The 25,558-nt window shown below is 68.4% G+C and carries 22 protein-coding genes; 7 read left to right on the forward strand and 15 right to left on the reverse strand.

The window, feature by feature from the left end; all coding sequences use genetic code 11:
- Window positions 1-64 precede the first annotated feature (64 nt).
- The 8 genes from AC3WQA_RS16235 to AC3WQA_RS16270 all read right to left on the reverse strand — a co-directional run bounded on the left by AC3WQA_RS16235 (window position 65) and on the right by AC3WQA_RS16270 (window position 10,243).
- On the reverse strand, window positions 65-1,060 hold the full coding sequence (locus tag AC3WQA_RS16235) for an acrylyl-CoA reductase family protein (protein WP_492676065.1): 996 nt from the start codon (window positions 1,058-1,060) through the stop codon (window positions 65-67).
- Window positions 1,061-1,074: 14 nt separating this feature from the next.
- On the reverse strand, window positions 1,075-1,671 hold the full coding sequence (locus AC3WQA_RS16240) for an LOG family protein (RefSeq protein ID WP_492676066.1): 597 nt from the start codon (window positions 1,669-1,671) through the stop codon (window positions 1,075-1,077).
- 165 nt (window positions 1,672-1,836) lie between these two features.
- On the reverse strand, window positions 1,837-3,261 hold the full coding sequence (lpdA, locus tag AC3WQA_RS16245; protein WP_492676067.1) for a dihydrolipoyl dehydrogenase: 1,425 nt from the start codon (window positions 3,259-3,261) through the stop codon (window positions 1,837-1,839).
- Window positions 3,262-3,404: 143 nt separating this feature from the next.
- On the reverse strand, window positions 3,405-4,604 hold the full coding sequence (odhB, locus tag AC3WQA_RS16250) for a 2-oxoglutarate dehydrogenase complex dihydrolipoyllysine-residue succinyltransferase (protein ID WP_492676068.1): 1,200 nt from the start codon (window positions 4,602-4,604) through the stop codon (window positions 3,405-3,407).
- A gap of 81 nt (window positions 4,605-4,685) precedes the next feature.
- The gene (locus AC3WQA_RS16255) at window positions 4,686-7,520 is read right to left on the reverse strand and encodes a 2-oxoglutarate dehydrogenase E1 component (protein ID WP_492676069.1); all 2,835 of its coding nucleotides are present in this window, start codon (window positions 7,518-7,520) and stop codon (window positions 4,686-4,688) included.
- A gap of 223 nt (window positions 7,521-7,743) precedes the next feature.
- Window positions 7,744-8,250, reverse strand: coding sequence for a DUF7931 domain-containing protein (locus AC3WQA_RS16260; RefSeq protein WP_492676070.1), 507 nt, complete (start codon window positions 8,248-8,250; stop codon window positions 7,744-7,746).
- Complete coding sequence (locus AC3WQA_RS16265) at window positions 8,247-9,455, reverse strand: JmjC domain-containing protein (RefSeq protein ID WP_492676071.1); 1,209 nt, start codon at window positions 9,453-9,455, stop codon at window positions 8,247-8,249. The genes AC3WQA_RS16260 and AC3WQA_RS16265 overlap by 4 nt, the downstream gene beginning before the upstream one ends.
- Before the next feature lie 38 nt (window positions 9,456-9,493).
- Window positions 9,494-10,243, reverse strand: coding sequence for a sulfite exporter TauE/SafE family protein (locus tag AC3WQA_RS16270; protein WP_492676072.1), 750 nt, complete (start codon window positions 10,241-10,243; stop codon window positions 9,494-9,496).
- Between the two features lie 158 nt (window positions 10,244-10,401).
- On the opposite strand from AC3WQA_RS16270, the gene AC3WQA_RS16275 reads away from it, so the two are divergent.
- The 3 genes from AC3WQA_RS16275 (at window position 10,402) to AC3WQA_RS16285 (ending at window position 14,928) form a co-directional block, all read left to right on the forward strand.
- Window positions 10,402-12,222, forward strand: coding sequence for an assimilatory sulfite reductase (NADPH) flavoprotein subunit (locus AC3WQA_RS16275; RefSeq protein WP_492676073.1), 1,821 nt, complete (start codon window positions 10,402-10,404; stop codon window positions 12,220-12,222).
- A 145-nt stretch (window positions 12,223-12,367) separates the two neighbouring features.
- Window positions 12,368-14,053 (forward strand): assimilatory sulfite reductase (NADPH) hemoprotein subunit, encoded by a 1,686-nt coding sequence (gene cysI, locus AC3WQA_RS16280; RefSeq protein ID WP_492676074.1) that lies wholly within the window; start codon window positions 12,368-12,370, stop codon window positions 14,051-14,053.
- On the forward strand, window positions 14,050-14,928 hold the full coding sequence (locus tag AC3WQA_RS16285) for a phosphoadenylyl-sulfate reductase (RefSeq protein ID WP_492676075.1): 879 nt from the start codon (window positions 14,050-14,052) through the stop codon (window positions 14,926-14,928). Before cysI ends, AC3WQA_RS16285 begins: the two co-directional genes overlap by 4 nt.
- Here the strand turns inward: AC3WQA_RS16285 and AC3WQA_RS16290 are convergent.
- Complete coding sequence (locus AC3WQA_RS16290; RefSeq protein WP_492676076.1) at window positions 14,894-15,931, reverse strand: LysR substrate-binding domain-containing protein; 1,038 nt, start codon at window positions 15,929-15,931, stop codon at window positions 14,894-14,896. The two genes, AC3WQA_RS16285 and AC3WQA_RS16290, sit on opposite strands and share 35 nt — an antisense overlap.
- A gap of 320 nt (window positions 15,932-16,251) precedes the next feature.
- Here AC3WQA_RS16290 and cysG point away from each other — a divergent pair, with 320 nt between their 5' ends.
- Both cysG and cysK read left to right on the forward strand, forming a co-directional pair.
- The gene (gene cysG, locus AC3WQA_RS16295) at window positions 16,252-17,700 is read left to right on the forward strand and encodes a siroheme synthase CysG (protein WP_492676077.1); all 1,449 of its coding nucleotides are present in this window, start codon (window positions 16,252-16,254) and stop codon (window positions 17,698-17,700) included.
- Between the two features lie 58 nt (window positions 17,701-17,758).
- Window positions 17,759-18,697, forward strand: a complete 939-nt coding sequence (gene cysK, locus AC3WQA_RS16300; RefSeq protein WP_492676078.1) for a cysteine synthase A — start codon at window positions 17,759-17,761, stop codon at window positions 18,695-18,697.
- 70 nt (window positions 18,698-18,767) lie between these two features.
- Here the strand turns inward: cysK and AC3WQA_RS16305 are convergent, their stop codons facing one another.
- On the reverse strand, window positions 18,768-19,148 hold the full coding sequence (locus AC3WQA_RS16305; protein ID WP_492676079.1) for a winged helix-turn-helix transcriptional regulator: 381 nt from the start codon (window positions 19,146-19,148) through the stop codon (window positions 18,768-18,770).
- Between the two features lie 146 nt (window positions 19,149-19,294).
- Here AC3WQA_RS16305 and gstA point away from each other — a divergent pair, with 146 nt between their 5' ends.
- Window positions 19,295-19,903: a glutathione transferase GstA gene (gene gstA / locus AC3WQA_RS16310; protein WP_492676080.1), complete on the forward strand. Its 609-nt coding sequence runs from the start codon at window positions 19,295-19,297 to the stop codon at window positions 19,901-19,903.
- A gap of 82 nt (window positions 19,904-19,985) precedes the next feature.
- On the opposite strand, the gene purB is transcribed toward gstA, so the two are convergent.
- The gene (purB, locus tag AC3WQA_RS16315) at window positions 19,986-21,353 is read right to left on the reverse strand and encodes an adenylosuccinate lyase (protein ID WP_492676081.1); all 1,368 of its coding nucleotides are present in this window, start codon (window positions 21,351-21,353) and stop codon (window positions 19,986-19,988) included.
- Window positions 21,354-21,450: 97 nt separating this feature from the next.
- Between purB and AC3WQA_RS16320 the strand changes: the two genes are divergently transcribed.
- Window positions 21,451-22,833: a class II fumarate hydratase gene (locus AC3WQA_RS16320; RefSeq protein WP_492676082.1), complete on the forward strand. Its 1,383-nt coding sequence runs from the start codon at window positions 21,451-21,453 to the stop codon at window positions 22,831-22,833.
- A 103-nt stretch (window positions 22,834-22,936) separates the two neighbouring features.
- Here AC3WQA_RS16320 and AC3WQA_RS16325 read toward each other — a convergent pair whose 3' ends face one another.
- The 4 genes from AC3WQA_RS16325 to AC3WQA_RS16340 all read right to left on the reverse strand — a co-directional run bounded on the left by AC3WQA_RS16325 (window position 22,937) and on the right by AC3WQA_RS16340 (window position 25,462).
- On the reverse strand, window positions 22,937-23,638 hold the full coding sequence (locus tag AC3WQA_RS16325) for a DUF4386 domain-containing protein (RefSeq protein WP_492676083.1): 702 nt from the start codon (window positions 23,636-23,638) through the stop codon (window positions 22,937-22,939).
- A 145-nt stretch (window positions 23,639-23,783) separates the two neighbouring features.
- Window positions 23,784-24,212, reverse strand: coding sequence for a DUF6326 family protein (locus tag AC3WQA_RS16330; protein WP_492676084.1), 429 nt, complete (start codon window positions 24,210-24,212; stop codon window positions 23,784-23,786).
- 34 nt (window positions 24,213-24,246) lie between these two features.
- Complete coding sequence (locus AC3WQA_RS16335) at window positions 24,247-24,969, reverse strand: DUF4386 domain-containing protein (RefSeq protein WP_492676085.1); 723 nt, start codon at window positions 24,967-24,969, stop codon at window positions 24,247-24,249.
- 106 nt (window positions 24,970-25,075) lie between these two features.
- On the reverse strand, window positions 25,076-25,462 hold the full coding sequence (locus AC3WQA_RS16340) for a PDZ domain-containing protein (RefSeq protein WP_492676086.1): 387 nt from the start codon (window positions 25,460-25,462) through the stop codon (window positions 25,076-25,078).
- Window positions 25,463-25,558 lie beyond the last annotated feature (96 nt).

Here is a 25,558-nt window from a genome sequence, read left to right on the forward strand (position 1 = left end):
GGAGGGTCCTTGTAGGTTTCGGTGGATTCTATGCTTCTGCGGCGAAGCTTCCAAGTTGCGCCCGTCAAGGGCCGGCGATGTGTACCACGGTGCGGCCGAAGGAGTCGCCGGCAAGCATGCGCGGGAACACCGTGTAGAGTTCGTCGAGAGTTATTTCGGCGCTGGCAATGCGCTCGAGGTGGCGCGGTTTCCAGTCACCGGCCAGTTGCTCCCACACCCGTTCGCGCATGGCGCGCGCGGTGCCGGCCGAGGCCACGCCGAGCAGGTTGACGCCACGGATGATGAAGGGCATCACCGTGCTGTCGAAGGCGATGCCGCCGGCGTTGCCGCAGAGCGCCACGTTGCCGTAGGGCGCGATCAGCGGCAGCAGGCCAGCGAGCATGCTGCCGCCGACGTTGTCCAGCGCGCCGCCGAAGCGGGCCGAATCCATCGGCTTGCCGCTGAAGGCGAGCGCGTGGCGGTCGATGCACTCGGCCGCGCCCAGCGAACGCAGGACATCGAAATGGTCGGCCTTGCCGCTGATCGCGTGCACCGCGTAGCCGGCGCGGCTGTAGATGTCGATGGCGAGCTGGCCCACGCCGCCGCTGGCGCCGGTCACCGCGATGGGGCCGTGGGCCGGCGTCTGGCCGTTGTCCTGCATGTGCAGCAGGCCCAGCGCGGCGGTGAAGCCGGCGGTGCCGAGGATCATGCTCTCGCGCAATGAAAGACCTTGCGGCAGCGGGATCGTCCAGCGTGCGTCCAGACGTGCGTACTGTGCATAGCCGCCGTCGCGCGTCTCGGACAACCCGCTGCCGGTGCACAGCACCGCGTCGCCTTCCTTGAACGCGGGATCGGTCGAGGCGACCACGTGGCCGGCCACATCGATGCCGCCGTTGAGCGGGTACTGGCGCAGGATGCGGCCCTGGCCGCTGCCGGCTAGCGCGTCCTTGTAGTTGACCGAGGAATAGGCAACCTTGACCAGCACCTCGCCGGGCGACAGCGCGTCGGTGGCCATCTCTTCGATGCCGGCGTGATGGCCGGCGCCGTCATGGTGGATGCGGAAGGCACGGAAGGTGGTCATGCGCTTGCTCCTGCTCAGGCGTGCACGCTGTCGCGGTCGATCCACTTCGGCTGGTAGCCGCCTTCGTAGTCGCGCATCCAGTCGAACAGTGCGTCGATCTCCTCGCCGAACCACACGCTGTCGCGTTGCCCGGGGCGCACGAAGCGTTCGCCGACCATGTGATCCATCATCGCGCGCAGGTCGCGGTAGTAGCCGCGCACGTCGAGGAAGGCGCAGGGGTAGCGGTGCAGGCCGAGCTGCGCCCAGGTCAGCATCTCGAACATCTCGTCCATGGTGCCGAAGCCGCCGGGCAGGGCGACGAAGGCGTCGGCCAGCTCGAACATGCGCGTCTTGCGCTGGTGCATGGTGTCCACCACCACCAGTTCGGTGAGGCCCTGGTGCGCCACCTCGCGGTCGACCAACTGGCGCGGGATCACGCCGATGGCCTTGCCGCCGCCCGCCAGCACCGCGTCGGCGACGATACCCATCAGGCCCACGTTGCCACCGCCGTACACCAGTGCGATGCCGCGCTTGGCCATCTCGGCACCAAAGGCGCGCGCCTGCTCGGCGTACTCGGGATGCTTGCCGCTGTTGGAGCCGCAATAGACGCAGAGGGCAGTGGGCTGGGGCATGCATATTCCTCTTTTGTAGGAGCCCGCTGGTGGGCGATGCTTTATCTGCCGGGAATCGGGGGTCGCAAAGACATCGCCCGCAAGCGGGCTCCTACGGGGCGGTGGCAGACCAAACGGCCCGCCCTTGTTGCCAGGAGCGGGCCGTGTTGGCTGGGCACCGGGCGATCAGTTGCCCTTGTGGATGGAGCGCTTGTCGACCGACAGCGCGGCCTCGTGCACGGCTTCCGACAGCGTCGGGTGGGCGTGGACGATGCGCGCCAGGTCCTCGGACGAGCCCTTGAACTCCATCGCCACCACGCACTCGGCGATCAGCTCGGACACGCCCGGGCCGACCATGTGCACGCCGAGGATGCGGTCGGTCTCGGCGTGGGCGAGCATCTTCACCTGGCCGATGGCCTCGTTCATCGCGACGGCGCGGCCGATCGCGGCGAACGGGAAGCTGCCGACCCTGTACGGGATGCCGGCGTCCTTCAGTTCCTTTTCGGTCTTGCCGGCCCAGGCGATTTCCGGTTCGGTGTAGATCACCCACGGAATCGTGTCGAAGTTGACGTGGCCGGCCTTGCCGGCGATCCACTCGGCCACCGCCACGCCTTCCTCGGAACCCTTGTGCGCCAGCATCGGGCCGCGCACGGCGTCGCCGATCGCCCACACGCCATCGACACCGGTGTGGTTGTGCTCGTCGACCACGATGCGGCCGCGCTCGTCCAGCTTCACGCCGGTGTCGTCGGCCAGCAGACCGGTGGTGTAGGCTCGGCGGCCCACGGCGACCAGCAACTTGTCGACCACCAGCTGCTGCTCGCCATCCTTGTCGGTATAGGTGAGGTGCACGCCGTCCTTCTTCACCTCGGCCTTGTTGAGCTTGGCGTTGAGCTTGATGTTCAGACCCTGCTTGGCGAATTCCTTGGCGGCGACTTTGGCCACATCGACGTCGGCGACAGCGAGGAATTCCGGCAGCGCCTCGATGATGGTGACTTCGGAACCCAGGCGCTTCCACACGCTGCCCAGTTCCAGGCCGATCACGCCGGCGCCGATCACGCCCAGGCGCTTCGGCACCTCGGTGAAGTCCAGCGCGCCGGCGTTGTCGACGATCGCCTTGCCGTCGAACTTGGCGAACGGCAGTTCGATCGGAATGGAGCCGGAGGCCAGGATCACGTTGGTGGCGCTGATCGTCTGCTTGCTGCCGTCGGCGGCGGTGATCTCTACCGAGTTGCCCTTCAACAGCTTGCCGGTACCGAAGAACGGCGTGACCTTGTTCGCCTTGAACAGCTGGGCGATGCCGCCAGTGAATTGCTTGACGATCTTGTCCTTGCGGCCGATGAACGTGCCCATGTCGACCTTGGCGTCGCCCACGCTGATGCCGTGCACCGGCAGGTTGTGCGCGATGTTCCAGAACTGGCGCGAAGAATCGAGCAGTGCCTTGGACGGGATGCAACCCACGTTGAGGCAGGTGCCGCCCAGTGCCGGCTTGCCATCCTTGCCGGTGAACGCGTCGACGCAGGCGGTCTTCAGGCCCAGCTGCGCGGCGCGGATCGCGGCCACGTAGCCGGCCGGGCCGGCGCCGATGACGATGACATCGTATTTGTCGCTCATGGTTTTCCTCTTTGCTCTTTCCTTCTCCCGCCGGGAGAAGGTGGCGCGAAGCGCCGGATGAGGGTTCGGATGGGGTGAGGCATTACGGTATCAGCGGACCCTCACCCCCAGCCCCTCTCCCGGCGGGAGAGGGGCTCAAGCGGTTACAGCCCCAACAGCATGCGCTGCGGATTCTCCAGCTGGTTCTTGATGTCGACCAGGAACAGCACCGCGTCCTTGCCGTCGATGATGCGGTGGTCGTAGCTGATCGCGATGTACATCATTGGCGCGGCGATGATCTGGCCGTTCTCGACGATGGCGCGTTCCTTGATCGTGTGCATGCCGAGGATCGCGCTCTGCGGCGGGTTGACGATCGGGGTGGACAGCAGCGAGCCGAACGTGCCGCCATTGGTGATGGTGAACGTGCCGCCCTGCAGGTCGTCCAGCGACAGCTTGTTGGCGCGCGCCTTGACGGCGTAGTCGGCGATGCCCTTCTCGACGTCGGCGAAGCTCATGTCCTGCACGTCGCGCAGCACCGGCGTGACCAGGCCCTTGTCGGTGGACACGGCGATCGAGATGTCCTGGTAGCCGTGATAGATCACGTCGTTGCCGTCGACCGAGGCGTTGACGAACGGGTAGCGCTTCAGCGCCTCGGCAGCGGCCTTGACGAAGAAGCTCATGAAGCCGAGCTTGACGCCGTGTTCCTTCTGGAACGCGTCGCCAAGGGCTTTGCGCATCTTCACCACTTCGGCCAGGTTCACTTCGTTGAACGAGGTGAGCATGGCGATCGAGTTCTTCGACTGCATCAGGCGCTCGGCGATGCGCGCGCGCATGCGGGTCATCGGCACGCGCTCTTCCGGACGCGAACCCGGCGTGGGCTTCGCAGCCGGTGCAGCGACGGGAGCGGCGGCAGGACGCGCGCCGGCGTTGACCACATCCTCCTTGATGATGCGGCCGTCGCGGCCGGTGCCGGCGATGGCGGAGGTGTCGACCTTGTTCTCGGTGGCGACGCGCTGTGCGGCGGGCGAAAGTTCGGCGGCGGACTTCGACGCGGCGGGGGCGGGCGCTGCAGCCGCGGGTGCGGACGCCGGAGCGGCGGCAGCCGGTGCCGTCGCGGCGGCCGCGGCGCCCTCCTCAATGATCGCGATGATCTGCTCGCTGTTCACCGTGTCGCCGACCTCGTGCCGGATCTCCTTCAACACGCCATCGACCGGCGCGGGCACTTCCAGCACCACCTTGTCGGTTTCCAGGTCGACCAGGTTCTCGTCGCGCTTCACCGCATCGCCGGCCTTCTTGTGCCAGGTGGCGATGGTGGCGTCGGAGACCGACTCGGGCAGGACGGGGACTTTGACTTCGATGGACATGACGGGCCCTTGGGTTGGTGCGCTCGCCCTGGAGCGCAAGAATCGAAAACGGCCATCCATGGCCGCATGAAGAGGGAAAGCTTACTCTGCGGCGTAGTCGGTACCGATGGGCCCGACCAGCGCCTGTTCGACCAGCGCGGCCTGCTCGGCAACATGGGTGTTGTGGTGGCCGGCGGCCGGCGCTGCCGAACGCGCGCGGCCGGCGTAGGACAGGCTGTGCTTGGTCGCCGTGCAGGCCTGCAGGTGATGGCGGATCTGGAACCAGGCGCCCTGGTTCATCGGCTCCTCCTGGCACCACACCACTTCCTTGGCGGCGCTGTACCTGGCGATCTGTTCGCAGACCTCGGCGCGCGGGAACGGATACAGCTGCTCCACGCGCACGATCGCCACCTCGCCGAGGTTGTTCTTCTCGGCTTCCTCCAGCAGGTCGTAGTAGACCCTGCCGGCGCAGAACACCACGCGCTTCACTTTCTTGGCGGTGAGCTCGCGGTGTTCACCGATCACCAACTGGAAGCTGCCGCCGGCCAGTTCGTCCAGCGTGGACACCGCCAGCTTGTGGCGCAGCAGCGATTTGGGCGTCATCACGATCAGCGGCTTGCGCACCGGGCGCAGCATCTGCCGGCGGATCATGTGGAAATCCTGCGCCGGCGTGGTGGGTACGCAGACCTGCATGTTGTCCTTCGCGCACAGTTGCAGGAAGCGCTCCAGCCTCGCGGAAGAATGTTCCGGGCCCTGGCCTTCGTAACCGTGCGGCAGGAACAGCGCCAGGCCGCACAGGCGGTTCCACTTCGATTCGCCGGAGCTGATGAACTGGTCGATCACTACCTGCGCGCCGTTGGCGAAGTCGCCGAACTGGCCTTCCCAGATGCTCAGCGTGTCGGGATCGGTGGTGGCGTGGCCGTATTCGAAGGCCATCACGGCTTCTTCGGAGAGCAGCGAGTCCACCACTTCCACGTCGGCGCCGGCGCGGATGGTGGCCAGCGGCATGAAGGTGTGGCCGTCCTTCTGGTCGTGCAGCACGGCGTGGCGATGGAAGAAGGTGCCACGGCCCGAATCCTGGCCGACCAGGCGCAGGTTGTGGCCGGCGTCGATCACGCTGGCGTAGGCGAGGTTTTCGGCAAAGCCCCAGTCGGCGGGCAGTGTGCCGGCGGCCATCTTGCGGCGGTCGTCGTAGATCTTGGCCACGCGCGATTGCAGGGTGACATCCTTGGGAATGTCCAGCAGCTGCTGGGCCAGCTCCAGCAGGCGCGTCTTGGGCAGCGTGGTGTCGGCCGTGTCGGAGAGCTTGCCGTGGAGATAGCGTGCCCAGTCGATGTGGATGTCGCGCTGGGGCGCCGGGTCGAGCTCGGTCATCGGCAGGCCGGTTTCGAGTCGGTCGCGGTAGGCGTCGAAGCGCTTCTGCACCTCGCCGTCGGCGATCACGCCTTCGGTCACCAACTGCTTGCCATACAGCTCGCGTGCCGGCGGGCGCTGCTTGATGATCTGGTACATCACCGGCTGGGTGGCCGAGGGCTCGTCGGCCTCGTTGTGGCCGTGGCGGCGGTAGCAGACGATCTCGACCATCACATCCTTGCGGAAGGTCTTGCGGAAGGCGTAGGCGAGGCGGGTGGCCTCGATCACCGCTTCCGGGTCATCGCCGTTCACGTGGAATACCGGCGCGTTGACCATCTTGGCGAGGTCGGTGCAGTACAGCGTGGAGCGCGAGTCTTCGCGATTGGAGGTGGTGAAGCCCACCTGGTTGTTCACCACCACATGCAGGCTGCCGCCGGTCCTGAAACCGCGCACCTGCGACATCTGGAACAGCTCCATGTTGACGCCCTGACCGGCCAGCGCGGCGTCGCCATGGATCAGCACCGCCATCGACTGCTCGCGCGCGCCGTCGCGGCGGCGCACCTGGCGCGCATGCACCGAACCGGCCACCACCGGGTTGACGATTTCCAGATGCGAGGGGTTGAAGGCCAGCGCCACATGTACGCCGCCCTTGGGCGTCTTGACGTCGGCGGAGAAGCCCATGTGGTACTTCACGTCGCCCGAGTGGGCCGGGTCGTCCGGATGGTCGAAGCGGCCTTCGAACTCGTCGAACAGGGTGCGCGGCGGTTTGCCGAGGATGTTGACCAGCACGTTCAGGCGGCCGCGATGGGCCATGCCGATCACCACTTCCTTCATGCCGTCGTCGCCGGCGGCACGCACCACGTCGTCGAGCAGCGGAATCAGGCTGTCGCCGCCTTCCAGCGAGAAGCGCTTCTGGCCGACGTACTTGGTGTGCAGGTAGCGCTCCAGGCCGTCGGCGGCGGTGAGGCCGTCCAGCACGCGCTGCTTGCCGGCGGCATCCAGCCCGGCGCTGCCGTTGGCCTGTTCCAGCCGCGAGTACAGCCAGTTGCGTTGGGCGTGGTCGCTGATGTGCATGAACTCGGCGCCGAGGCCGCTGGTGTAGACCTTTTTCAGGCGCGCCCACAGTTCGCCGAGCTTGAGGCGCTGGCCGCCGCCGGCGAAGGTGCCGCAGTCGAATTCGGTGTTGAGGTCGGCGTCATTGAGGCCGTGGAAGGCGAGGCCGAGGTCGGGCGCTTCCATCTGCTGGGTGAGATTCAGCGGATCGAGCTTGGCGGCGAGGTGGCCGCGCGAGCGGTAGGCGGTGAGCAGGCGCAGCACGCCGGCTTGCTTGCGCGCGTGGGCGTCGTCCAGCGGCGCTGCGGCGAAATGCCGCTGCTTCTGCGCGGCCTCGATGCGGGCGATGGCGCCGCCGTGGGGCACGTCGCCGGCCTCGCGGCCCTTGAAGCCTTCGAAATACTGGCCCCACTGGGGCGATACCGACGAAGGATCGGTCAACCAAGCGTCGTAGAGGGATTCGACGTAGTCGGCGTTGCCGCCGGCGAGCTGGGAGGATTCGAGGAACTCGCGGATCAGGTTGGTACTCACGTCACCACCGGCTGGGGAGAGAGGGGCTTGCGGCGATTCATCCCCAGCGTGGATCGCCGACGAAAAATCCCGTTAATTATAGCCTTGGGCTGTTGCGATGCGGCAACCCGGAAACCGTGCGATGGGGCGCGAAAAACCGCCCAGTTCCGGTTGCGGCCGGCATGATGCCGTCTCTGCCGGCATGTACGGGTGAAGAGGGTGTCGTTCACGCGTTCAGCTGGCGCTACAGATTCAGCGCCTGCAGCGCGCTGGCGCGGCTGGAGCGCTCCCATATATCGTCGAATTTCTGCTGCAGCGGCGCCTGGGCGGCGCGATCGGCCAGCGCCATGCGGCCCTGCGGCTGGCTGGCCTCGGGCAGGAACAGGTAGCCACCGCCATCGCTCACCAGCCAGGCGCTGGTGCACTGGCGGTCGACGTCCTCCACCGGCGTGCGGATCTGGATGGCGCCAGGCAGGCGTTGGAACAGCGCGATGAGCCGGTGGTCGTCGCGCAGCGCGGCGGCGGGGTCGTGCAGCAGGATGCGGATGTCCGCGCGCCGGCCGGCGGTGGCGATGCGCTTGAGCTCGGCCAGTTCGGCCTCGCTGCCGTAATCGTCGCGGGCCAGGAGCGGCAGGTGCAGCGTCAACCGGTAGCGGGTGGCCGCGAGCAGGGCGAGGCGCGCGGCGGCCAGCGCCTCGCGGCCGTCGATGGCGCGGCGGCCGCCGTCGTTGGCCGGCGCGGCGGTGTTCATCGACGGCGCGCCTTGCGGACCACCAGGTGGCCTTCGTTGACCAGCGCCAGCAGCAAGGCCAGGGCGGGGGCCGAGGGGGTCGCGCCGAGGGTGATTTCGCGCTGTGCGCACAGCTGTCTGGCCAGGGCCAGGGGCGCCGGCCAAGCGTGGCCGTTGGCGTACAGGGCCGTGCCGGCCTTGCCCCGGCTCCACGCCAGACGCGACCACGGATGGCGCAGCAGGCGCGCGCCGTCGGCGAGCTGCTTGCGCAGGCTGGTTTCGCTCATGGCGCGACTGGGTGCGGCCGGATGTTGCGCCACGCGGTAGCGGGTGATGAAGCGGCCGAACCAATCGCGCAAGGCGTCCTCGTCCAGCGCGGCGGCGAAGGGCAGGGCGGTGCGCAGGCGTGCCAGCGCGGCGTCATCGATCTCGCCGGTCGCCTTGGCCGGGGCCAGGTCGGGGTCGGCGTAGCGTCGCTCGTCGGGCAGGCGTTCGGCGAGATAGTCGGCCAGGTCGCCGGTCAGCTCCGCCTGCGAGGGCGCGCGCATGCCCACCGAGATCGTCATGCAGGCCGGGCCGATGGCCACGCCGTCGTGCGGCACGTCCGGCGGCAGGTAAAGCAGGTCGCCCGGCTCCAGCAGCCACTCGTGGGTGGGCTCGAACTGCGCCAGTTGCTTCAGCTCCAACTCGGGGATGAAGCCCTTGGGCGCGTCGGGATCGGTGCTGATGGCCCAGTGCCGCGTGCCCAGGCCCTGGATCAGGAAGACGTCGTACTGATCCACGTGCGCGCCCACGCCGCCGCCGGCCTCGGCGTAGGAAATCATGATGTCGTCCAGCCGCCAGCTGGGCAGGAAGGCGAAGGGTTGGAGCAGGGCGGCGACATCGGCGTCCCACTTGTCCACGTCCTGCACCAGGAAGGTCCAGTCGGCGTCGCCGGTCTTGGCGAAATCGGCCTCGTCCAGCGGGCCGGTCTTCACCTGCCAGTGCTCGCGCGCCGCGTCGTGGCGGATCAGCCGCGACAGCACGCCGTCCTCGCAGGCCAGCCCGGCGAGATCCTCCGGCGTGATCGGCGGCACGAAGCCCGGGAAGGCGTGGCGCACCAGCAGCGGGTGCTTCTGCCAGTAGTCGCGCAGGAAGTGCGCCGGCGGCATGCCCAACGGCAGGCGGGCGGAACCGCGCACTTCGATGGGCGGCGTGGTCTTGCGGGAGGTCGGCGAACGTTTCATCCGCGCATTGTACCGGCGCGTTTGCGCTGTCAAGCGACTCAGGTCAGCAATCGCACCGCATTGTTGATGCCCAGTGCCAGCACCGCGAGCCCGGCCAGCACCGTGGCGAAACGAGGCGGGATGCGCTTGATGAAGAACGCGCCGAACGGCGCGGCGAGGATGCCGCCCGCGATCAGGCCGAGCACGGCGACGACGTGCCCGGTGCCGATGCCGACCAGGAAGGCGGCGCTGGCGGCGATGCTCACCACGCACTTGGCCAGGTGCACGCTGCCGATCACCACGCGCGGTTGCAGGCCGCGGGCAAGCAGCGTGGTCGCGGTGAGCGCGCTCCAGCCGCCACCGCCGACGGCGTCCACGAAGCCGGCGACGGCGCCGAGCGCGGTGGTGCCGCGTGGCGGCTCGGTGCGTTCGCCGGGCGTGCGCGCGCCGCGCAGGAGCAGGAACAGGCCCATGCCCAGGAGATACGGCGTCAGCGCCACGCGCATCCATGACGGCGGCAGGTGCACGGCCAGCCAGACGCCGGCGAGGGCGCCGATCACGCCGGGGATGGCGAGCGCGAGGAACAACCGCCGTCGCACATTGCCGGCGGCGAGGTGGCTGAGGCCCGAGGCGCCGCAGGTGAAGGTCTCGGCGTAGTGCACGCTGGCGCTGGCCATGACCGGTGGCATGCCCAGGCCCAGCAGCAGGCCGGCGGCGGTGACGCCATAGGCCATGCCCAGCGCGCCGTCCACCAGCTGGGCGAGCACGCCCACGAAGGCGAAAGTGAAGAATTCCGGCAGTGGGCTCATCGGCATCGGCGTGATTGTGTCATGCGCATGTCAGCACGCGCCATGGCGCGGCCGGAAATAAGCGCCGTGCATATGTACATGGCCACAAATGGTTTCCGCCGCGGATGGCACCTGCCTAGCATGACCATACGGACGGCTGGACGTCCAAAGGAAATCACGTGAGCGTTGCCACTAGACCGATTTTGCCGGCGCCGGCCCTGGCTGCGGAGCGGTTGCTGCTGCTGCATCAGTTGACCGATGGCTTGCCGCCTGCCGACCTGTACTGGATCTCGGCGTGGAGCGCCGCGCTGGCGGCGCAGCCCGCCCGCATGGCGTTGCCGGCCGGCGCGGCGGCGGCACCGAACGCGGCGGCGGGCGAATTGCTGACCGTGCTCTACGGCAGCCAGACCGGCAACTCGCGCCGGGTGGCCGAGCGCCTGGCCGAGCGCGCCAGGGCGGCGGGGCTGGAGGTGCGACTGCTGCGCACCGGCGCTTATCCCGTGCGTGAGCTGGCGCAGGAACGCCGCCTGGCGCTGATCATCAGTAGTCAGGGCGACGGCGATCCGCCGGACGACGCGCTGGGCTTCGTGGAGTTCCTGACCGGCAAGCGTGCGCCGCAGCTGCCGCAGCTGAAATTCGCCGTGCTGGGCCTGGGCGATTCCAGCTATCCGCAATTCTGCGCGGTGAGTCGCCGGCTCGACGCGCGTTTCGCGGCGCTGGGCGCGCAGCGCTTCGCCCCACTGGGCGAGGCCGACGTGGATTTCGAGGCGCCCTGCGCGAGCTGGAGCGACGGCGTGCTGGAGAAAACGCGCGCGCTGCTTGGCGTGCCGGCGGTCGGCGCCGGCGTGCGGGCGGTGCCGCTGCATGCGGTGAGTACCGCACAGCACGATCGCGACCGTCCGTTTGCTGCCGAGGTGCTGGAAAACCAGCGCATCGTCTCGCGCGACAGCGAGCGCGAGGTGCGCCATCTCGAACTCTCGCTGCAGGGCGCGGGCCTGAGTTACCAGCCGGGCGACGCGCTGGGCGTGTGGCCGCGCAATCCGCCTGCGCTGGTGGAGGATTTCCTGCGTACCCTGCGCCTGGACGGCACGGCGGACGTGACGCACGAGGGACGCCGCCTGCCGCTCGCGCGCTGGTTGGCGCAGGAGCGCGAGCTGACCAAGCTGAGCCGCCCGCTGCTGGCCGCGCATGCCGCCGCCAGTGGCGACCAGGCGCTGGCACGCACGCTGGAGCCGGAGCAGCGCGCGGCGCTGGCCGACCTGCTCGACACCCATCAGCCCATCGACCTCTTGCGCCGCTATCCGGTGGACTGGAGCGCGGAACAACTGGTGGCCGCGCTGCGCCCGCTGACGCCGCGGCTGTATTCCATCGCCTCCAGCCCGAAGGTGGTGGGCGAGGAGGAAGTGCATCTCACCGTGGCCGTGGTCGCCTACCAGGCGCACGGCAGCGCCCACCTCGGTGCGGCATCGGCTTTCCTCGCGGCAACTGGCGACGAGACGCGCGTGCCGGTGTTCGTGGAGCCCAACGAGCGCTTCCGCCTGCCGGCCGATGCCAGCCGCGACCTCATCATGATCGGCCCCGGCACTGGCGTGGCGCCGTTCCGCGCCTTCGTGCAAGAGCGCCAGGCGGTGGGCGCGGCGGGGCGCAACTGGCTGTTCTTCGGCAACCGCCATTTCGAGCGGGACTTCCTCTACCAGGCGGAGTGGCAGCAGGCGCTCAAGGATGGCGCGCTCAACCGCCTCGACCTGGCCTTCTCGCGCGACGCGGCCGCCAAGACCTACGTGCAGCACAAGCTCAAGGCGCAGGGGCGCGAGCTGTACGCCTGGTTGCGCGAAGGTGCGCACCTCTACGTCTGCGGCGACGCCACGCACATGGCCAAGGACGTGCACGAGGCGCTGGTCGAGGTGGCCGTGGCGCATGGCGGGTTGTCCGCCGAGGATGCGCGCGGCTGGCTGGCCGAGCTGCTGCAGGAAGGACGCTACGCCCGTGATGTGTATTGATGCCTATGCGTAATTCCTTGAACGCGAGGATCAAGGAGCGGCCATCCATGGCCACACTTTAGGCATTCGTGCGTCCGTGCATTAACGCGGAAATCAAGCAGCTGCCACCCATGGCAGCACTTTTAGAAAGAGCCCCATCATCGCCATGCCTTCCCATCTCGAACACATCAAGAGCGCCAGCCGTTTCCTGCGCGGCGGCATCGCCGAAGGGCTGGCCGACCCGGTCACCGGCGCGATCAGCGAGGCCGACACCAAGCTGCTGAAGTTCCACGGCAGCTATCAGCAGGACGACCGCGACATCCGCGACGAGCGCCGCAAGCAGAAGCTGGAGCCGGCCTATGCCTTCATGGTGCGCGCGCGCCTGCCCGGTGGCGTGATGACCCCTGCGCAGTGGCTGGCCTTCGACCAAGTCGCCAGCGACTACGCCAGCAGCGGCCTGCGCATCACCACGCGGCAGACCTTCCAGTGGCACGGCATCAGGAAGCGCCACCTGCAGAGCGCCATCGCCGCGATCAATGCCGCGCTGGCCAGCACCATCGCCGCTTGCGGCGACGTCAACCGCAACGTGGTGTGCAACACCAATCCGGTCGAGTCGCGCGCGCATGCCGCGGCCTATGCCTGGGCGGTGCGCCTGTCCGACGCCTTCAAGCCGAAGACGCACGGCTATGCCGAGCTGTGGCTGGATGCCAAACCACTCGACGCTGCGGCGGCGGCCAGCGAAAGCGAGCCGCTGTACGGCCCCACCTACCTGCCGCGCAAGTTCAAGATCGGCCTTGCCATCCCGCCGCAGAACGACATCGACGTGTTCGCGCAGGATCTGGGCCTCGTCGCCGTCGTCGAAGGCGGCGAGCTGATCGGCTTCAACGTGGCCATCGGTGGCGGCATGGGTGCCACGCATGGCGATCCCACGACCTACCCGCGCCTGGCCGACACCATCGGCTTCGTGCCGGCACCGCAGGTGATCGCGCTGGCCGAGGCCGCCATCGCGGTGCAGCGCGACTGGGGCGATCGCGAGGAGCGCAAGCACGCACGCTTCAAGTACACCATCGACACGCATGGGCTGGGCAAGGTCAAGGCGGAGATCGAGCGGCGCGCGGGTTTCGCGCTGGAACCGGCGCGGCCGTTCCGCTTCGAGCACAACGGCGACCGCTACGGCTGGGTCGAGGGCCACGACGGCTTGTGGCACCTCACCCTGCAAGTGGAATCCGGTCGACTGCTGGACGGCGCCGAGGCGCGCTGGCTGAGCGGCATGCGCGAAATCGCCCGAGTGCATACCGGCGACATCCGGCTCACCTGCAACCAGAACCTCATCGTCGCCGGCGTGGTGGCGGCCGACCGCGCGCGCATCGACGCCATCGTTGCCGCGCACGGGATGGACGGCTACCGCCGCCACAGCGGCATCCGCCGCCACGCCATCGCCTGCGTGGCGCTGCCCACCTGCGGACTGGCGATGGCCGAGAGCGAGCGCTACCTGCCGCAACTGCTGCCCAGGCTGGAGGCCGCGCTGGATCGCCACGGCCTGCTCGACGCGCCCATCCTGCTGCGCCTGTCCGGCTGCCCCAACGGCTGCTCGCGGCCCTACCTGGGCGAAATCGCGCTGGTGGGACGCGCCATCGGCCGCTATGACCTGCGCCTGGCGGCGGATTTCCAGGGCCGGCGGCTCAACCAGGTCTATCGCGAGAACATCGACGAGCCCGCCATCCTGGAAACGCTGGAAGGCCTGTTCGCCCGCTACGCCGGCGAGCGCGCCGCAGGCGAATACTTCGGCGATTTCCTGCTGCGCGCAGGGGTGATCGCGCCGAAGCCGGGCGCGGCGGAGGCAGCGGCGTGAACGCCCCCCGGCTCCCCGTCGATGGCCACGATGTCGCCGCCCTGCGTCGCCTCAACGACTGGCTGGCGGGGCAGGTTGCCGAGGTGCGGGTGCGCTGGATGCTGGATCACGTGCCCGGCGCGCACGCGCTCTCGTCCAGCTTCGGCGCGCAGGCGGCGGTGTCCCTGCACCTGCTGGCCAGCCAGGCGCCGACCATCCCGGTCATCCTGATCGACACCGGCTACCTGTTTCCCGAAACCTACCGGTTCGTCGACACGCTCAGCGAGCGGCTGGCGCTGAACCTCAAGGTCTATCGCCCGACCATCGATCGCGCCTGGGCCGAGGCACGCTACGGCAAGCTGTGGGAGCAGGGCCTGGAGGGCATCGAGCGCTACAACCACCTGCGCAAGGTGGAGCCGATGCAGCGCGCGCTGGCCGAGCTGGAGGTGCATGGCTGGTTCGCCGGCCTGCGCCGCAGCCAGTCGCGCAGCCGGCGTGCCGTTGACTTCGTCCAGTGGCGTCCCAGTCCATCGGCTGAAACCCATGGCGGCGAACGAGTCATGGATGGCTCATCGCGTCCGGCGCGCGCAGGCGCGCTGGACGGAGGCGCGTCCGGACATGTGCCGGACGCGCCGATTGGAAGCGGCGCCGGGAAAGCGCATCTTCGAAATTCAGGTGCAGGCCGCTGGAAACTGCATCCCATCGCCGACTGGAGCGACCGTGACGTGGGGCGTTACCTCAAGCGGCACGGCTTGCCCTATCACCCGCTATGGGAACAGGGCTATGTCTCCATTGGCGACACCCACACCACGCGCCGCTGGGAGCCTGGCATGGATGCCGAGGACACCCGCTTCTTCGGCCTCAAGCGCGAGTGTGGCCTGCACGAGCTGCCTTGACCGGCGGCGCCGCGGTGACGTATTCCTCCTGCACACGGTCGCGCCAATGCGGCACGCTGGGCGGGGTTTCTGGCGCGATGCCCAGGGTGAGCTGGCGGCGCACATCGTTGCGATCCAGGTGCGGCGCGAATTGCACGATCCAGTCCAGCGTGTAGTCGCGCAGCACGCTGTCCCGGCGCAGCACGATCCAGGTGGTGCACAGCGGCAGCAGCGCGTCGGCGGCCACCACGCACAGGTCGGCATCCTCGCCCGGGCGCAGTGCCATTTCGGCCAGCACGCCCACGCCCAGGCCGGCGCGCACATAGGTCTTGATGAGGTCGGCGTCGGCGGCGGTCACCGCGATCTGCGGTTCGAGGTCGGCGCTGGCGAAGGCGCGGCGCAGCGAGGATTCCGGGCGCTTGGAAGAGTCGTAACTCACCAGCGGCTGCGCCGCCAGCTCGGCCAGGGTGGGCGCGCGGCCCAGCTTGGCCAGCGGGTGTTCGCGCGGCACCAGCACCACGCGGCTCCAGCGGTAGGCGGGCAGCGCCACGCCGCCGGTGGGGGCCGCACCCGAGGTGCTGACCACGGCCAGATCCACCCGGCCGCTTTCCAGCAGGCCAAGCACCTCGGCATCGCCGCAGGGCTGCAGGTGCACGCTGACCTGCGGATAGTTGCGGCTCAGCGCGGCGATGGAAGCGGGCAGGGCGAAGCGCGCCTGGGTGTGGGTGGTGGCGATGCGCAGCGCACCCTGCGCGTCGTTGCGCAGGTTGGCGGCGATGGAGCGGATGTTGCGCGCCTCGGCCAGGATGATGCGGGCGCGCTCGATCACCCGCGCGCCGGCGTCGGTGACCGAGTCCAGGCTCTTGCCCTTGCGGATGAACAGCTGCAGGCCGAGCTCGTCCTCCAGTTGCTTCAGCTGCTTGCTGATGCCCGGCTGGGTGGCGTGCACGTGCTCGGCGGCGGCGGTGATGTTGAGCCGGCAATCGGCGATGGCGATGAGGTAGCGCAGTTGGGTGAGGGTCATGACGATCCAGCGGGGGCGGCGAAGGGACGTGGCAGCGCGCGCGACAGGCGAAGACATCGCGGCATGCGGGCCGCGCTGCATGCGCCGGTGCTGGGTGTTTGGATGGCGTCGACGGTGGTCATGACGGTTAGTCTATAAGCAACGTCATTCGGACGTCTATACGGATAAACGTGCGAATGCTATTGGCAGCTCACGGTGTCTTGAATGACGAGCCAAGTCTACATGCCGATGCGGCATATGTGCTTGCGTAAAGTCATTTCCCCCGGTGCGCCGCGCTGCGTAGCGTGGCTGCCATCGTTTCGATCCGGTGCTTGCCATCCATGAGGCCTTATCCGCTGTTTGCCGACTTGTCCCGCCGCGCCGTGCTGGTGGTGGGCGGCGGTGCGGTGGCCGCGCGCAAGACGGCGGCGCTGCTGGCGGCCGGCGCCCAGGTGACGGTGGGGGCGCCCACGCTGGCGCCGCCGCTGGCCGCGCTGGCGCGCGCCGGTCGCCTTGCCCACCATGCCGGCGAGTTCGAGCCGCACTGGCTCGACTACGTGTGGCTGGTGGTGGCCGCCACCGACGACCGCGCGCTGAATGCGCGCGTGGCCGAGTTGGCCCAGTTGCGCCGCGTGTTTGTCAACGTGGTGGACGATGCCGGACTCTCCAGTTTCCAGGTGCCGGCGGTGATCGACCGCGCGCCGCTGGTGGTGGCGATCTCCAGCGGCGGCACCGCGCCGATGCTGGCGCGCCTGGTGCGCGAGCAACTGGAAACCCTGCTCGACCACTCGCTGGGCCCACTGGCCCGCTTGGCCGCGCGGCTGCGCAAGCGTATCCGGCGTCGTTATCCCGACCTGGCCGAACGCCGCCGCTTCTATACGGAGCTGTTGCGCGGCCCGGTGGCGGAGTTGCTGCGCAAGGGCCAGGATGCGCCGGCTGCCGCCGCCGCCGAGCAGGCGCTGCGCGCGCCGCGTGTCGCCGCCGGCGGTTCGGTGGCGCTGGTGGGCGCCGGCCCCGGCGATCCCGGCCTGCTCACCCTGCGCGCGCTGCGCGCGCTGAACGAGGCCGACGTGATCCTGCACGATCATCTGGTCAGCGCCGAAGTACTGGAGCTGGCGCGCCGCGATGCCGAGTTCATCGAGGTGGGCAAACAGGCTGGCAACCATCACGTCACGCAGGACGAAATCCATGCGCTGCTGCTGGAACATGCGCGCGCCGGCCGCCGCGTGGTGCGGTTGAAGGGCGGTGATCCGTTCGTGTTCGGCCGTGGCGGCGAGGAGCTGGAGTTCCTGCGCGCCCACGGCATTCCCTACGAAGTGGTGCCCGGCGTCACCGCCGCGCTGGCCTGCGCCGCGCATGCCGGTGTGCCGCTCACCCATCGCGACCACGCGCAGTCGGTGCGTTTCGTCACCGCGCACTGCCGCGAATCAGGCGACGGCCTCGACTGGCAGGCGCTGGCGCAGGAGCACCAGACACTGGCGATCTACATGGGCGTTGCCGGGCTGGAGCGGCTGCGCACGCGGCTGATCGCCCATGGCCGCGCCGCCGCCACGCCATTCGCCCTCATCGAGAACGGCTCGCGCGCCAACCAGCGCGTGGTCACCGGCACCCTGGCCAACCTGCCCGAACGCGCCGCCGCGCACGCCGTGGTTTCGCCCGCGCTGCTGATCGTGGGCGAGGTGGCCGCGCTGGCCGAGCGCCTGGCCTGGTTCGGCGCGCCGCCGCTGGGCGAGCCCCTGGCCGGACATCATCCCTCCCGCGCCGCTGGCCAGCTGCGCCGGCGCGCTTGACCTCGCCTTAGCACCGCCGCGCGCAAACTCGCGTGCGGCCTTTCAACCGGAGCCACCCATGATCTACAACAGCATCACCGACACCATCGGCCGCACCCCCATCGTGCGCCTGCATCGTCTCGTGCCCAGGCACGTGGAGCTGTACGTGAAGGTGGAGGCCTTCAACCCGGCCGGTTCGGTGAAGGATCGCCTCGCGCTGGCGATCATCCTGGATGCCGAGCAGCGCGGCGTGCTCAAGCCCGGTCAGACCGTGGTGGAATCCACCTCTGGCAACACCGGCGTGGCGCTGGCGGCGGTGTGCGCGGCGCGCGGCTACCCCTTCGTGGCGGTGCTGCCGGATTCCTTCTCCATCGAGCGGCGCAAGTTGATCCGCGCCTACGGCGGCAAGGTGCTGCTCACCCCGGCCGCCTTGCGCGGCAGCGGCGCGTCGGCGAAGGCGCAGGAGCTGGCCGACAAGCACGGCTGGTTCCTCGCCAACCAGTTCGACAACCCGGCCAACCCGGCCTACCACCGCCAGACCACCGCCGCCGAAATCATCAGCGACTTCGCCGGCCGCCGGCTCGACTACTTCGTCAGCGGCTGGGGCACCGGCGGCACGCTCACCGGCGTGGGCGAAGTGCTCAAGGTGGCCCGCCCCGAGGTAAAAGTGATCGGCGCCGAGCCCGCCGCTGCCTCGCTGCTCGCCGGCAAGGCCTGGGCCTCGCACAAGATCCAGGGCTGGACGCCGGATTTCCTGCCCGGTGTACTGAACGGCAAGGTGGTCGACCAGCTGCTGGGGGTGGACGACGTGGTGGCCCGCGACACCGCGCGTGCACTGGCGCAGCAGGAAGGCATCTTCGCGGGCCTGTCCTCCGGCGCCACCCTGGCCGCCGCGCTGCAGGTGGCCGAAAGCGCGCCCGCCGGCTCGGTGCTGCTGGCCATGCTGCCCGACACCGGCGAACGCTATCTGTCGACCTTCCTGTTCGAAGGCGTCAACGAGGGGTCGGACGAGGTGTAACGAAGCTTCATCCGCCGCCGTGCCTCAAGCCGGGTCGTCTTGCGGCCCGGCCTGACCGCGTGGCGGTTGCTCAGGCCCGGCGTCGCTGCGGCGGGCTGGCGTGCTTGCCCTCGCACTGCGCGATCAGCTTCTGGCCTACCTGCGCCAGCGCCTGGATCGCCGGCAACAGCTCGCGGCCCAGCGCGGTGAGCGCGTATTCGGCGGAGGGCGGCGAGGTGTCCAGCAGGCGGCGGCTGACCATGCCGCGCGATTCCAGCTCGCGCAGGCGGGCGCTGAGCACACGGGCGGAGATGCGCGGGATGTCGTGGCGCAGCTCGCCGAACCGTCGCGGCTCGCCGCTCAGGTACCAGATCACGTTGGGCGCCCAGGCGCCGCGCAGCAGGGTGAGGCTGGCGGTGAGCGGGCAGGCGGGCGGCGGCAGCACCCTGCTCTTGCGTACGGGCAGGCCCATGCGGGTGGTCTTCGGTAACCGGGGAGTTACCGCATTCTAGGGCTAACTGTTGGTTAGATGGTATCCATGAGTAACCTTGGTTGGCTAGCATGGACGGGTCAGGCGCCCAAGTCTGCGCCTGCGTCCCCATCCCAAGGAGTCATCGCATGAAGCTTTACTACTCGCCGGGCGCCTGCTCGCTTGCCTCGCATATCGTGGCGGAGGAAGCCGGTATCGCCTTGCAGCTGGAGAAGGTCGATCTCGGCGCCAAGCACACCGAGGGCGGCGCCGACTTCTGGCAGATCAACCCCAAGGGTTACGTGCCGGCGCTGGCGCTGGACGATGGCGAAGTGCTGACCGAGGGCACGGCCGTGGTGCAGTACCTGGCCGACCAGCGGCCGGCCGGTCATCTCGCGCCTGCCCACGGCACGCTGGGGCGTTATCGCCTGCAGGAGTGGCTGGGCTACATCAACTCCGAGATCCACAAGAGCTACAGCCCGCTGTTCAATCCTGCCACGTCCGACGCCACCCGCGCCGAGCGCAAGGACTACCTCGCGCGCCGCTACCAGATCATCGAGGCGGCGCTGGCCAAGCAGCCGTTCCTGCTCGGCGAGCAGTTCAGCGTGGCCGATGCCTACCTGTTCACCGTCACCAACTGGGCGGCCCACGTGGGGCTGGACCTGTCCGGCTTCCCGGCGCTGCAGGCATTCCAGGTACGCGTGGCCGCGCGGCCTGCGGTGCAGGCGGCGATGAAGGCGGAAGGCTTGCTGAAGTAGGCCGGCGCTTGGAACCCTCCCCCGAATGATTCGGGGGAGAGGGAGCAAAGCAGCAACACCCGCCCTGCGGGGAGCAGGAGTTTCAGATCTCCCGCGCCAGACCTTCGGCCAGGCCGATGTAGCTGCCAGGGGTGAGCTCGAGCAGGCGCTGCTTCGCTTCGGCGGGCAGTTCCAGCTTGCTGATGAACTCGCGCATGGATGCCTTCGTGATGCCCTGCCCGCGGGTCAGCGCCTTGAGCTGCTCGTAGGGCTGCGGCAGGCCGTAGCGGCGCATCACCGTCTGCACGGCCTCGGCCAGCACTTCCCAGCTGGCGTCGAGGTCGGCAGCGAGGCGGTCGGCATTCACGCTGAGCTTGCCCAGACCCTTCTTCAGCGATTCCAGCGCGACCAGGGTGTGGCCGAAGGCGACGCCCAGCGCGCGCAGCACGGTGGAGTCGGTGAGGTCGCGCTGCCAGCGGCTGATCGGCAGCTTCTCGGCGAAGTGGCCGAGCATCGCATTGGCGAGGCCGAGGTTGCCCTCGGCGTTCTCGAAGTCGATCGGGTTGACCTTGTGCGGCATGGTGGAGGAACCCACTTCGCCGGCCTTCAGCGTCTGCGTGAAATAGCCCTGCGAGATGTAGCCCCAGACGTCGCGCGCGAAGTCGATCAGGATGACGTTGATGCGGCGCACGGCGTCGCAGTACTCGGCCACGGTGTCGTGCGGCTCGATCTGCGTGGTGTAGGGGTTGTACGCCAGGCCGAGGCCAGCGACGAAGCGCGCGGAGAAGGCGCGCCAGTCGACCTCGGGGTAGGTGATGGCGTGGGCGTTGTAGTTGCCCACCGCGCCGTTGATCTTGCCGGAGATCTCCACCGCCGCGAGCTGCGCGCGCTGGCGCTCCAGGCGTGCCACCACGTTGGCCAGCTCCTTGCCCAGCGTGGTCGGCGAGGCGGTCTGGCCGTGGGTGCGCGCGAGCTGCGGCAGCGCGGCGTGCTCGTGCGCCATCGCGCGCAACCGGGCGATGATGGCGTCCAGTTCGGGCAGCAGCACGGCCGCGCGGGCGTCCTTCAGCATCAGCGCGTAGGAGAGGTTGTTGATGTCCTCGCTGGTGCAGGCGAAATGCACGAACTCCTTGGCCTGCGCCAGCGCCGCGTCGTTGCCGATGCGCTCCTTGATGAAGTACTCCACCGCCTTGACGTCGTGGTTGGTGGTGGCCTCGATCGCCTTGATGCGCGAGCCGTCGACCAGGCCGAAGCCCGCCGCGATGGCGCGCAGGTGTTCGGTCTGCAGATGACTGAACGGCGGCAGCTCCGCCATGCCCGGTTCGGCGCCCAGCGCCAGCAGCCACTCGATCTCCACGTGCACGCGGCGGTGCATCAGGCCGAGCTCGCTGAAGATCGGGCGCAGCGCCTCGACCTTGCCGGCGTAGCGGCCGTCCAGCGGCGACAGGGCGGTTAAGGCATTCATGGACATGGTGGCGTTCCGGCAGGCGAAACGGCCATTTTACATTGACGGCGGCGCGATGGCCGTGGGCCTATAGTCCGGAGCTTTCCATCCCGAAGGATTGGCCATGAGCGGTTTTCGCGTCGAACACGACAGCATGGGCGAGTTGAAGGTGCCGGCCGATGCGCTGTATGGGGCACAAACCCAACGCGCCATCGACAACTTCCCGATTTCCGGGCTGCGCCTGCCGCGCGGGTTCATCCGCGCGCTCGGCCTCATCAAGGCCGCCGCCGCCGAGGCCAACCTGTCGCTGGGGCATCTGAAGAGGGGCCAGGCCACGGCGATCCGCAAGGCCGCGCTGGCGGTGGCCGAGGGCCAGTACGACGCGCAGTTCCCCATCGACGTGTTCCAGACCGGTTCGGGCACCAGCACCAACATGAACGCCAACGAGGTGATCGCCCACCTGGCGGTGGCGGCTGGCGCCAGGGTGCATCCGAACGACCACGTCAACTACGGGCAAAGCTCGAACGATGTGATCCCCACCGCGATCCATGTCAGTGCCGCGCTGGCCGCGCACGAGCAGCTGTTGCCGGCGCTCAAGCACCTGCAGAAGACCATCGAGCAGCGCGCGCGCCAGTTGAAGAACGTGGCCAAGACCGGCCGCACGCACCTGATGGACGCGATGCCGGTGACCTTCGGCCAGGAGCTCTCCGGCTGGGCCGCGCAGATCGGTTCGGCCAGCGCGCGCATCGAGGATGCGATGAAGCGCATGCGCCGCCTGCCGCAGGGCGGCACCGCCGTGGGTACCGGCATCAATGCCGATCCGCGTTTCGCCGCCGCCATCGCGCGCGAGCTGAAAAAACTCACCGGCGTGCGCTTCGAACCCATGGAAAACTTCTTCGAGGGCATGGCCGCGCAGGACGACGCGGTGGAGCTGTCCGGTCAGCTCAAGACCCTGGCCGTGGCGCTGATGAAGATTGCCAACGACTTGCGCTGGATGAACTCCGGCCCGCTCGCGGGCATCGGCGAGATCGAGCTGCCGGCGCTGCAGCCCGGCTCATCCATCATGCCCGGCAAGGTCAATCCGGTGATCCCTGAAGCGGTGGCGATGGTCGCCGCACGCGTGATCGGCAACGACGCCGGCATCGCCGTGGCCGGGCAGAGCGGCAATTTCCAGCTCAACGTGATGCTGCCGCTGATCGCCTACAACCTGCTTGAATCCATCGACATCCTCGCCAACGTCACGCGCCTGCTCGCCGACAAAGCTATCGCCGGCTTCACGGTCAACAAGGCGCGCGTGAACCAGGCGCTGGCGCTGAACCCCATCCTGGTCACCGCGCTGAACCCGGTGATCGGCTACGAAAAGGGTGCGGCCACCGCGAAAAAAGCCTACAAGGAACACCGCCCGATCATGGACGTGGCGCTGGAAACCACCGGGCTGTCGAAAGCGGAATTGGCGAAACTGCTCGATCCGCTGGCGCTCACCAAGGGCGGTATCCACGGCGAGTGACCCACGGATTGCCGTCATTCCGGAGTCGGTGCGGCACACGGGATGACGGCGAGCCGGCGTGGCTGCCTTCAGTCGAGCTTCCCGATGACGTGTCGCTGCCCGGCTAGCCGACGACCGGCGCCGGCCGCGCGCCGCGAACCAGCAGCAGGATGCCGGTCGCGATTTCGGCAATGAAGATCGGGATCCAGCCGACTTGCAAGGCGTCGCCCCACGCCGGCATCACCAGGCTGGTCACCGCCACCACGAAGGTAAGCGCCGACGCGAACATGCCGAACGCGGAGAGCGCACGCGGCAGATACGGCGTGCGCAGGAACAGCCGGTAGAACAGCGTCGAGCCGAAGCTGAAGAACACGATACCGATATTGAAGGAGGCGAAGTCGGCGGCCTGGGCCAGCCCCACCAGCGCTTCCACCGGCGCGGTGCCCAGGGATTGCGCGAACTTCGGTTCCGTCCGCAGCGCAAGCGCGGCAAAGGTGACGAACGCGGTCAGTCCGCCGAAGGCCTCGCCCAGCCTGAAATACAGCGCCAGCCGCGCAATGTGTTCGTCCACCGACTTGAGTACCACGTACAACGAATACGCCAGCAATACCGTGAACACCGAGGCCAGAAATTGCAGCACGAGCGCGGCGCGATAGAGCGGCAGTTCCGAGGCGATACGCGTGGTGCGCTCGGCGAAAGTTCCGCTGCCGGTGACATGGCCGATCAGGAACTGGCCGCCCATGAACAGCACGATCAGCAGCAGGTAGACGAAGCCGGCGATGCGTGCGTAGCGCATTTGCGCGGCGCTTTCTGTAGCGGTGGACATGCGTTGACTCCCTGGTCGTGGGTGGTTGCGGAAAAATGCCAATGGATGCTGTCGCGCCGCGTGCTGGATGCATCCGGTGGCTGGCGGGTGGAGCGTGGAACGTCGGTTTGAACCTGCCTGTGCCGGCGCGACGCAGTGTCTTGGCTCAGGAAGCCGTGGCGCTGCGTGGCCACCGCCATGCGTACCAGACCGCAAGCGACTGCAGCACCACCTCGATGCTGCTGAGGAAAATGTAGAACATCCACGACCCGGGCATCGTCATCAGCACGATGACGGTCAACAGCACGCCGGCCAGGATGTTCAACCAGCGGGCCAGTGCCGGCGGCAGCGTCAGCGACAGGAAGATCATCACGGCCGGCACGGCGATCAGGATGGCCACCGCAAGCAGCGATCCCTGGCTGCTCGGCCCCAGCAAGCCCTGACCAGCCAGTATTCCCTTGATATCCCCGGGCCGGTAAAGCCCGAGGAAATCCCCGTAGATGTAGCAGAACATCACCGACGTCCACAGCGCGGCCAGTTTCAGTTGCACGGGTGCGCGCCAGTGTTCCAGCGGCGGCTTGGCGTTCGTGTTCAAGGCAAACCTCCTGACAGGCGATGGAAGGGAGCGGTCACGCGCGCGTGGGCATGACGGGTGCAGTTTGCGCTCGCCGGAAGCCGGGGCGCGCACCCAGCAGCAACAGCCAGAGCATGAACAGCACTTCCACGAATTGCAGCGGGCCGAGCGCGCTGGAAAGCGTGTCCTGCCACTGCGGCAGCACGGCCCAGGCGATACTCTGGATTACATAGGCCAGGCCGTTGAGGATCAAGCCGTAGCCGAACAGGCGCGGCAGGAAGCCCGCGCGCAGCACCAGCAGCGCCAGTGGGAACAGCCATAGTCCCCATAGTATTTCGGCGGCACTGACCGCCTGCCCGTGCAGGTGCAGGAACAGCATGGCGAGTGCCGCGCGCTGCGGCGGATCGAACGCGGCCAGCGCATCACCGCCACGCACCAACAGCAGGGCGGCGGCGTCGTTGATCACGTTGAAGAAGTACAGTGCCGGCACCAGCGCGCCGCCCAGCAACAGCATCGCGATGCCGCGTGAGCGATTGACCTCGCCGAGCAGGCGAAACAGCGCCAGCACCACGAAGGCTTGCAGCGCACCACAGACCAGGTCGGCGGCGAGGCCGAAGCGGAACAGCGTCTCGTGCGCGGCGATGTTCGCGATGGTCGCGGCCGCATTGCCATCCACGAACAATGTGCTTGGCAGGTAGATCAGGCGATACGGCGCGATCAGCACCACCAGCAGGTAGAGCAGGCCGGCTTGTCGGGCGGCTCGATCCCTTGGACTCATGGGCGTTTCCTTGCGGCGGGTCGTCACGGGAAGTGGGCAACGCATTTGCCCGTTGCCAGCGGCGTTTGGCGGCTGGTCGTAGCCGGCGGATGGTTTTTCACGGGGTTCAGGGGCTGGGGTGCACCAGCGCGGTCAGTTCGCCCGCTGGCAAGGCCACCTGCACCTTGTCTTGACCCCTTTGCACCGTCAGCTTGCAGGCCACCTGCAAGTGCGCGTTCGCAAAGTTCGTCAGGTCGACCACATGCGCCACGGGCTGGCCATCGACCGCGACGATCAAGTCGCCTTGCTGCAGGCCATCGCGGCCGGCCGGCTCGATGCGATTGATGTGGACGCCCTTGCCCTCGGGCGAGGCGAGGTCGAGGGCGCGTCCCTTGTCGGTGTGCCAGGTCAGGCTGTCGCGGGTGCCGTGGATCTTCACGTACCAGTCGGCGTGTGCCGGCAATGCAATGATGGCCGTTGCGGCCATGGCGCCAAGCAGGATCAGATGTCGCATGCGGATGCCTTCCTTCGTCGGTGAGGGGAGATGCGGCGGATCGCCAGTTTTTCGCGTCGTTCGCGCCGCTGGCTTGCACGATCACGAGTGCCAGGT

The sequence above is a fragment of the Rhodanobacter sp. FW106-PBR-R2A-2-24 genome, assembly GCF_058789615.1.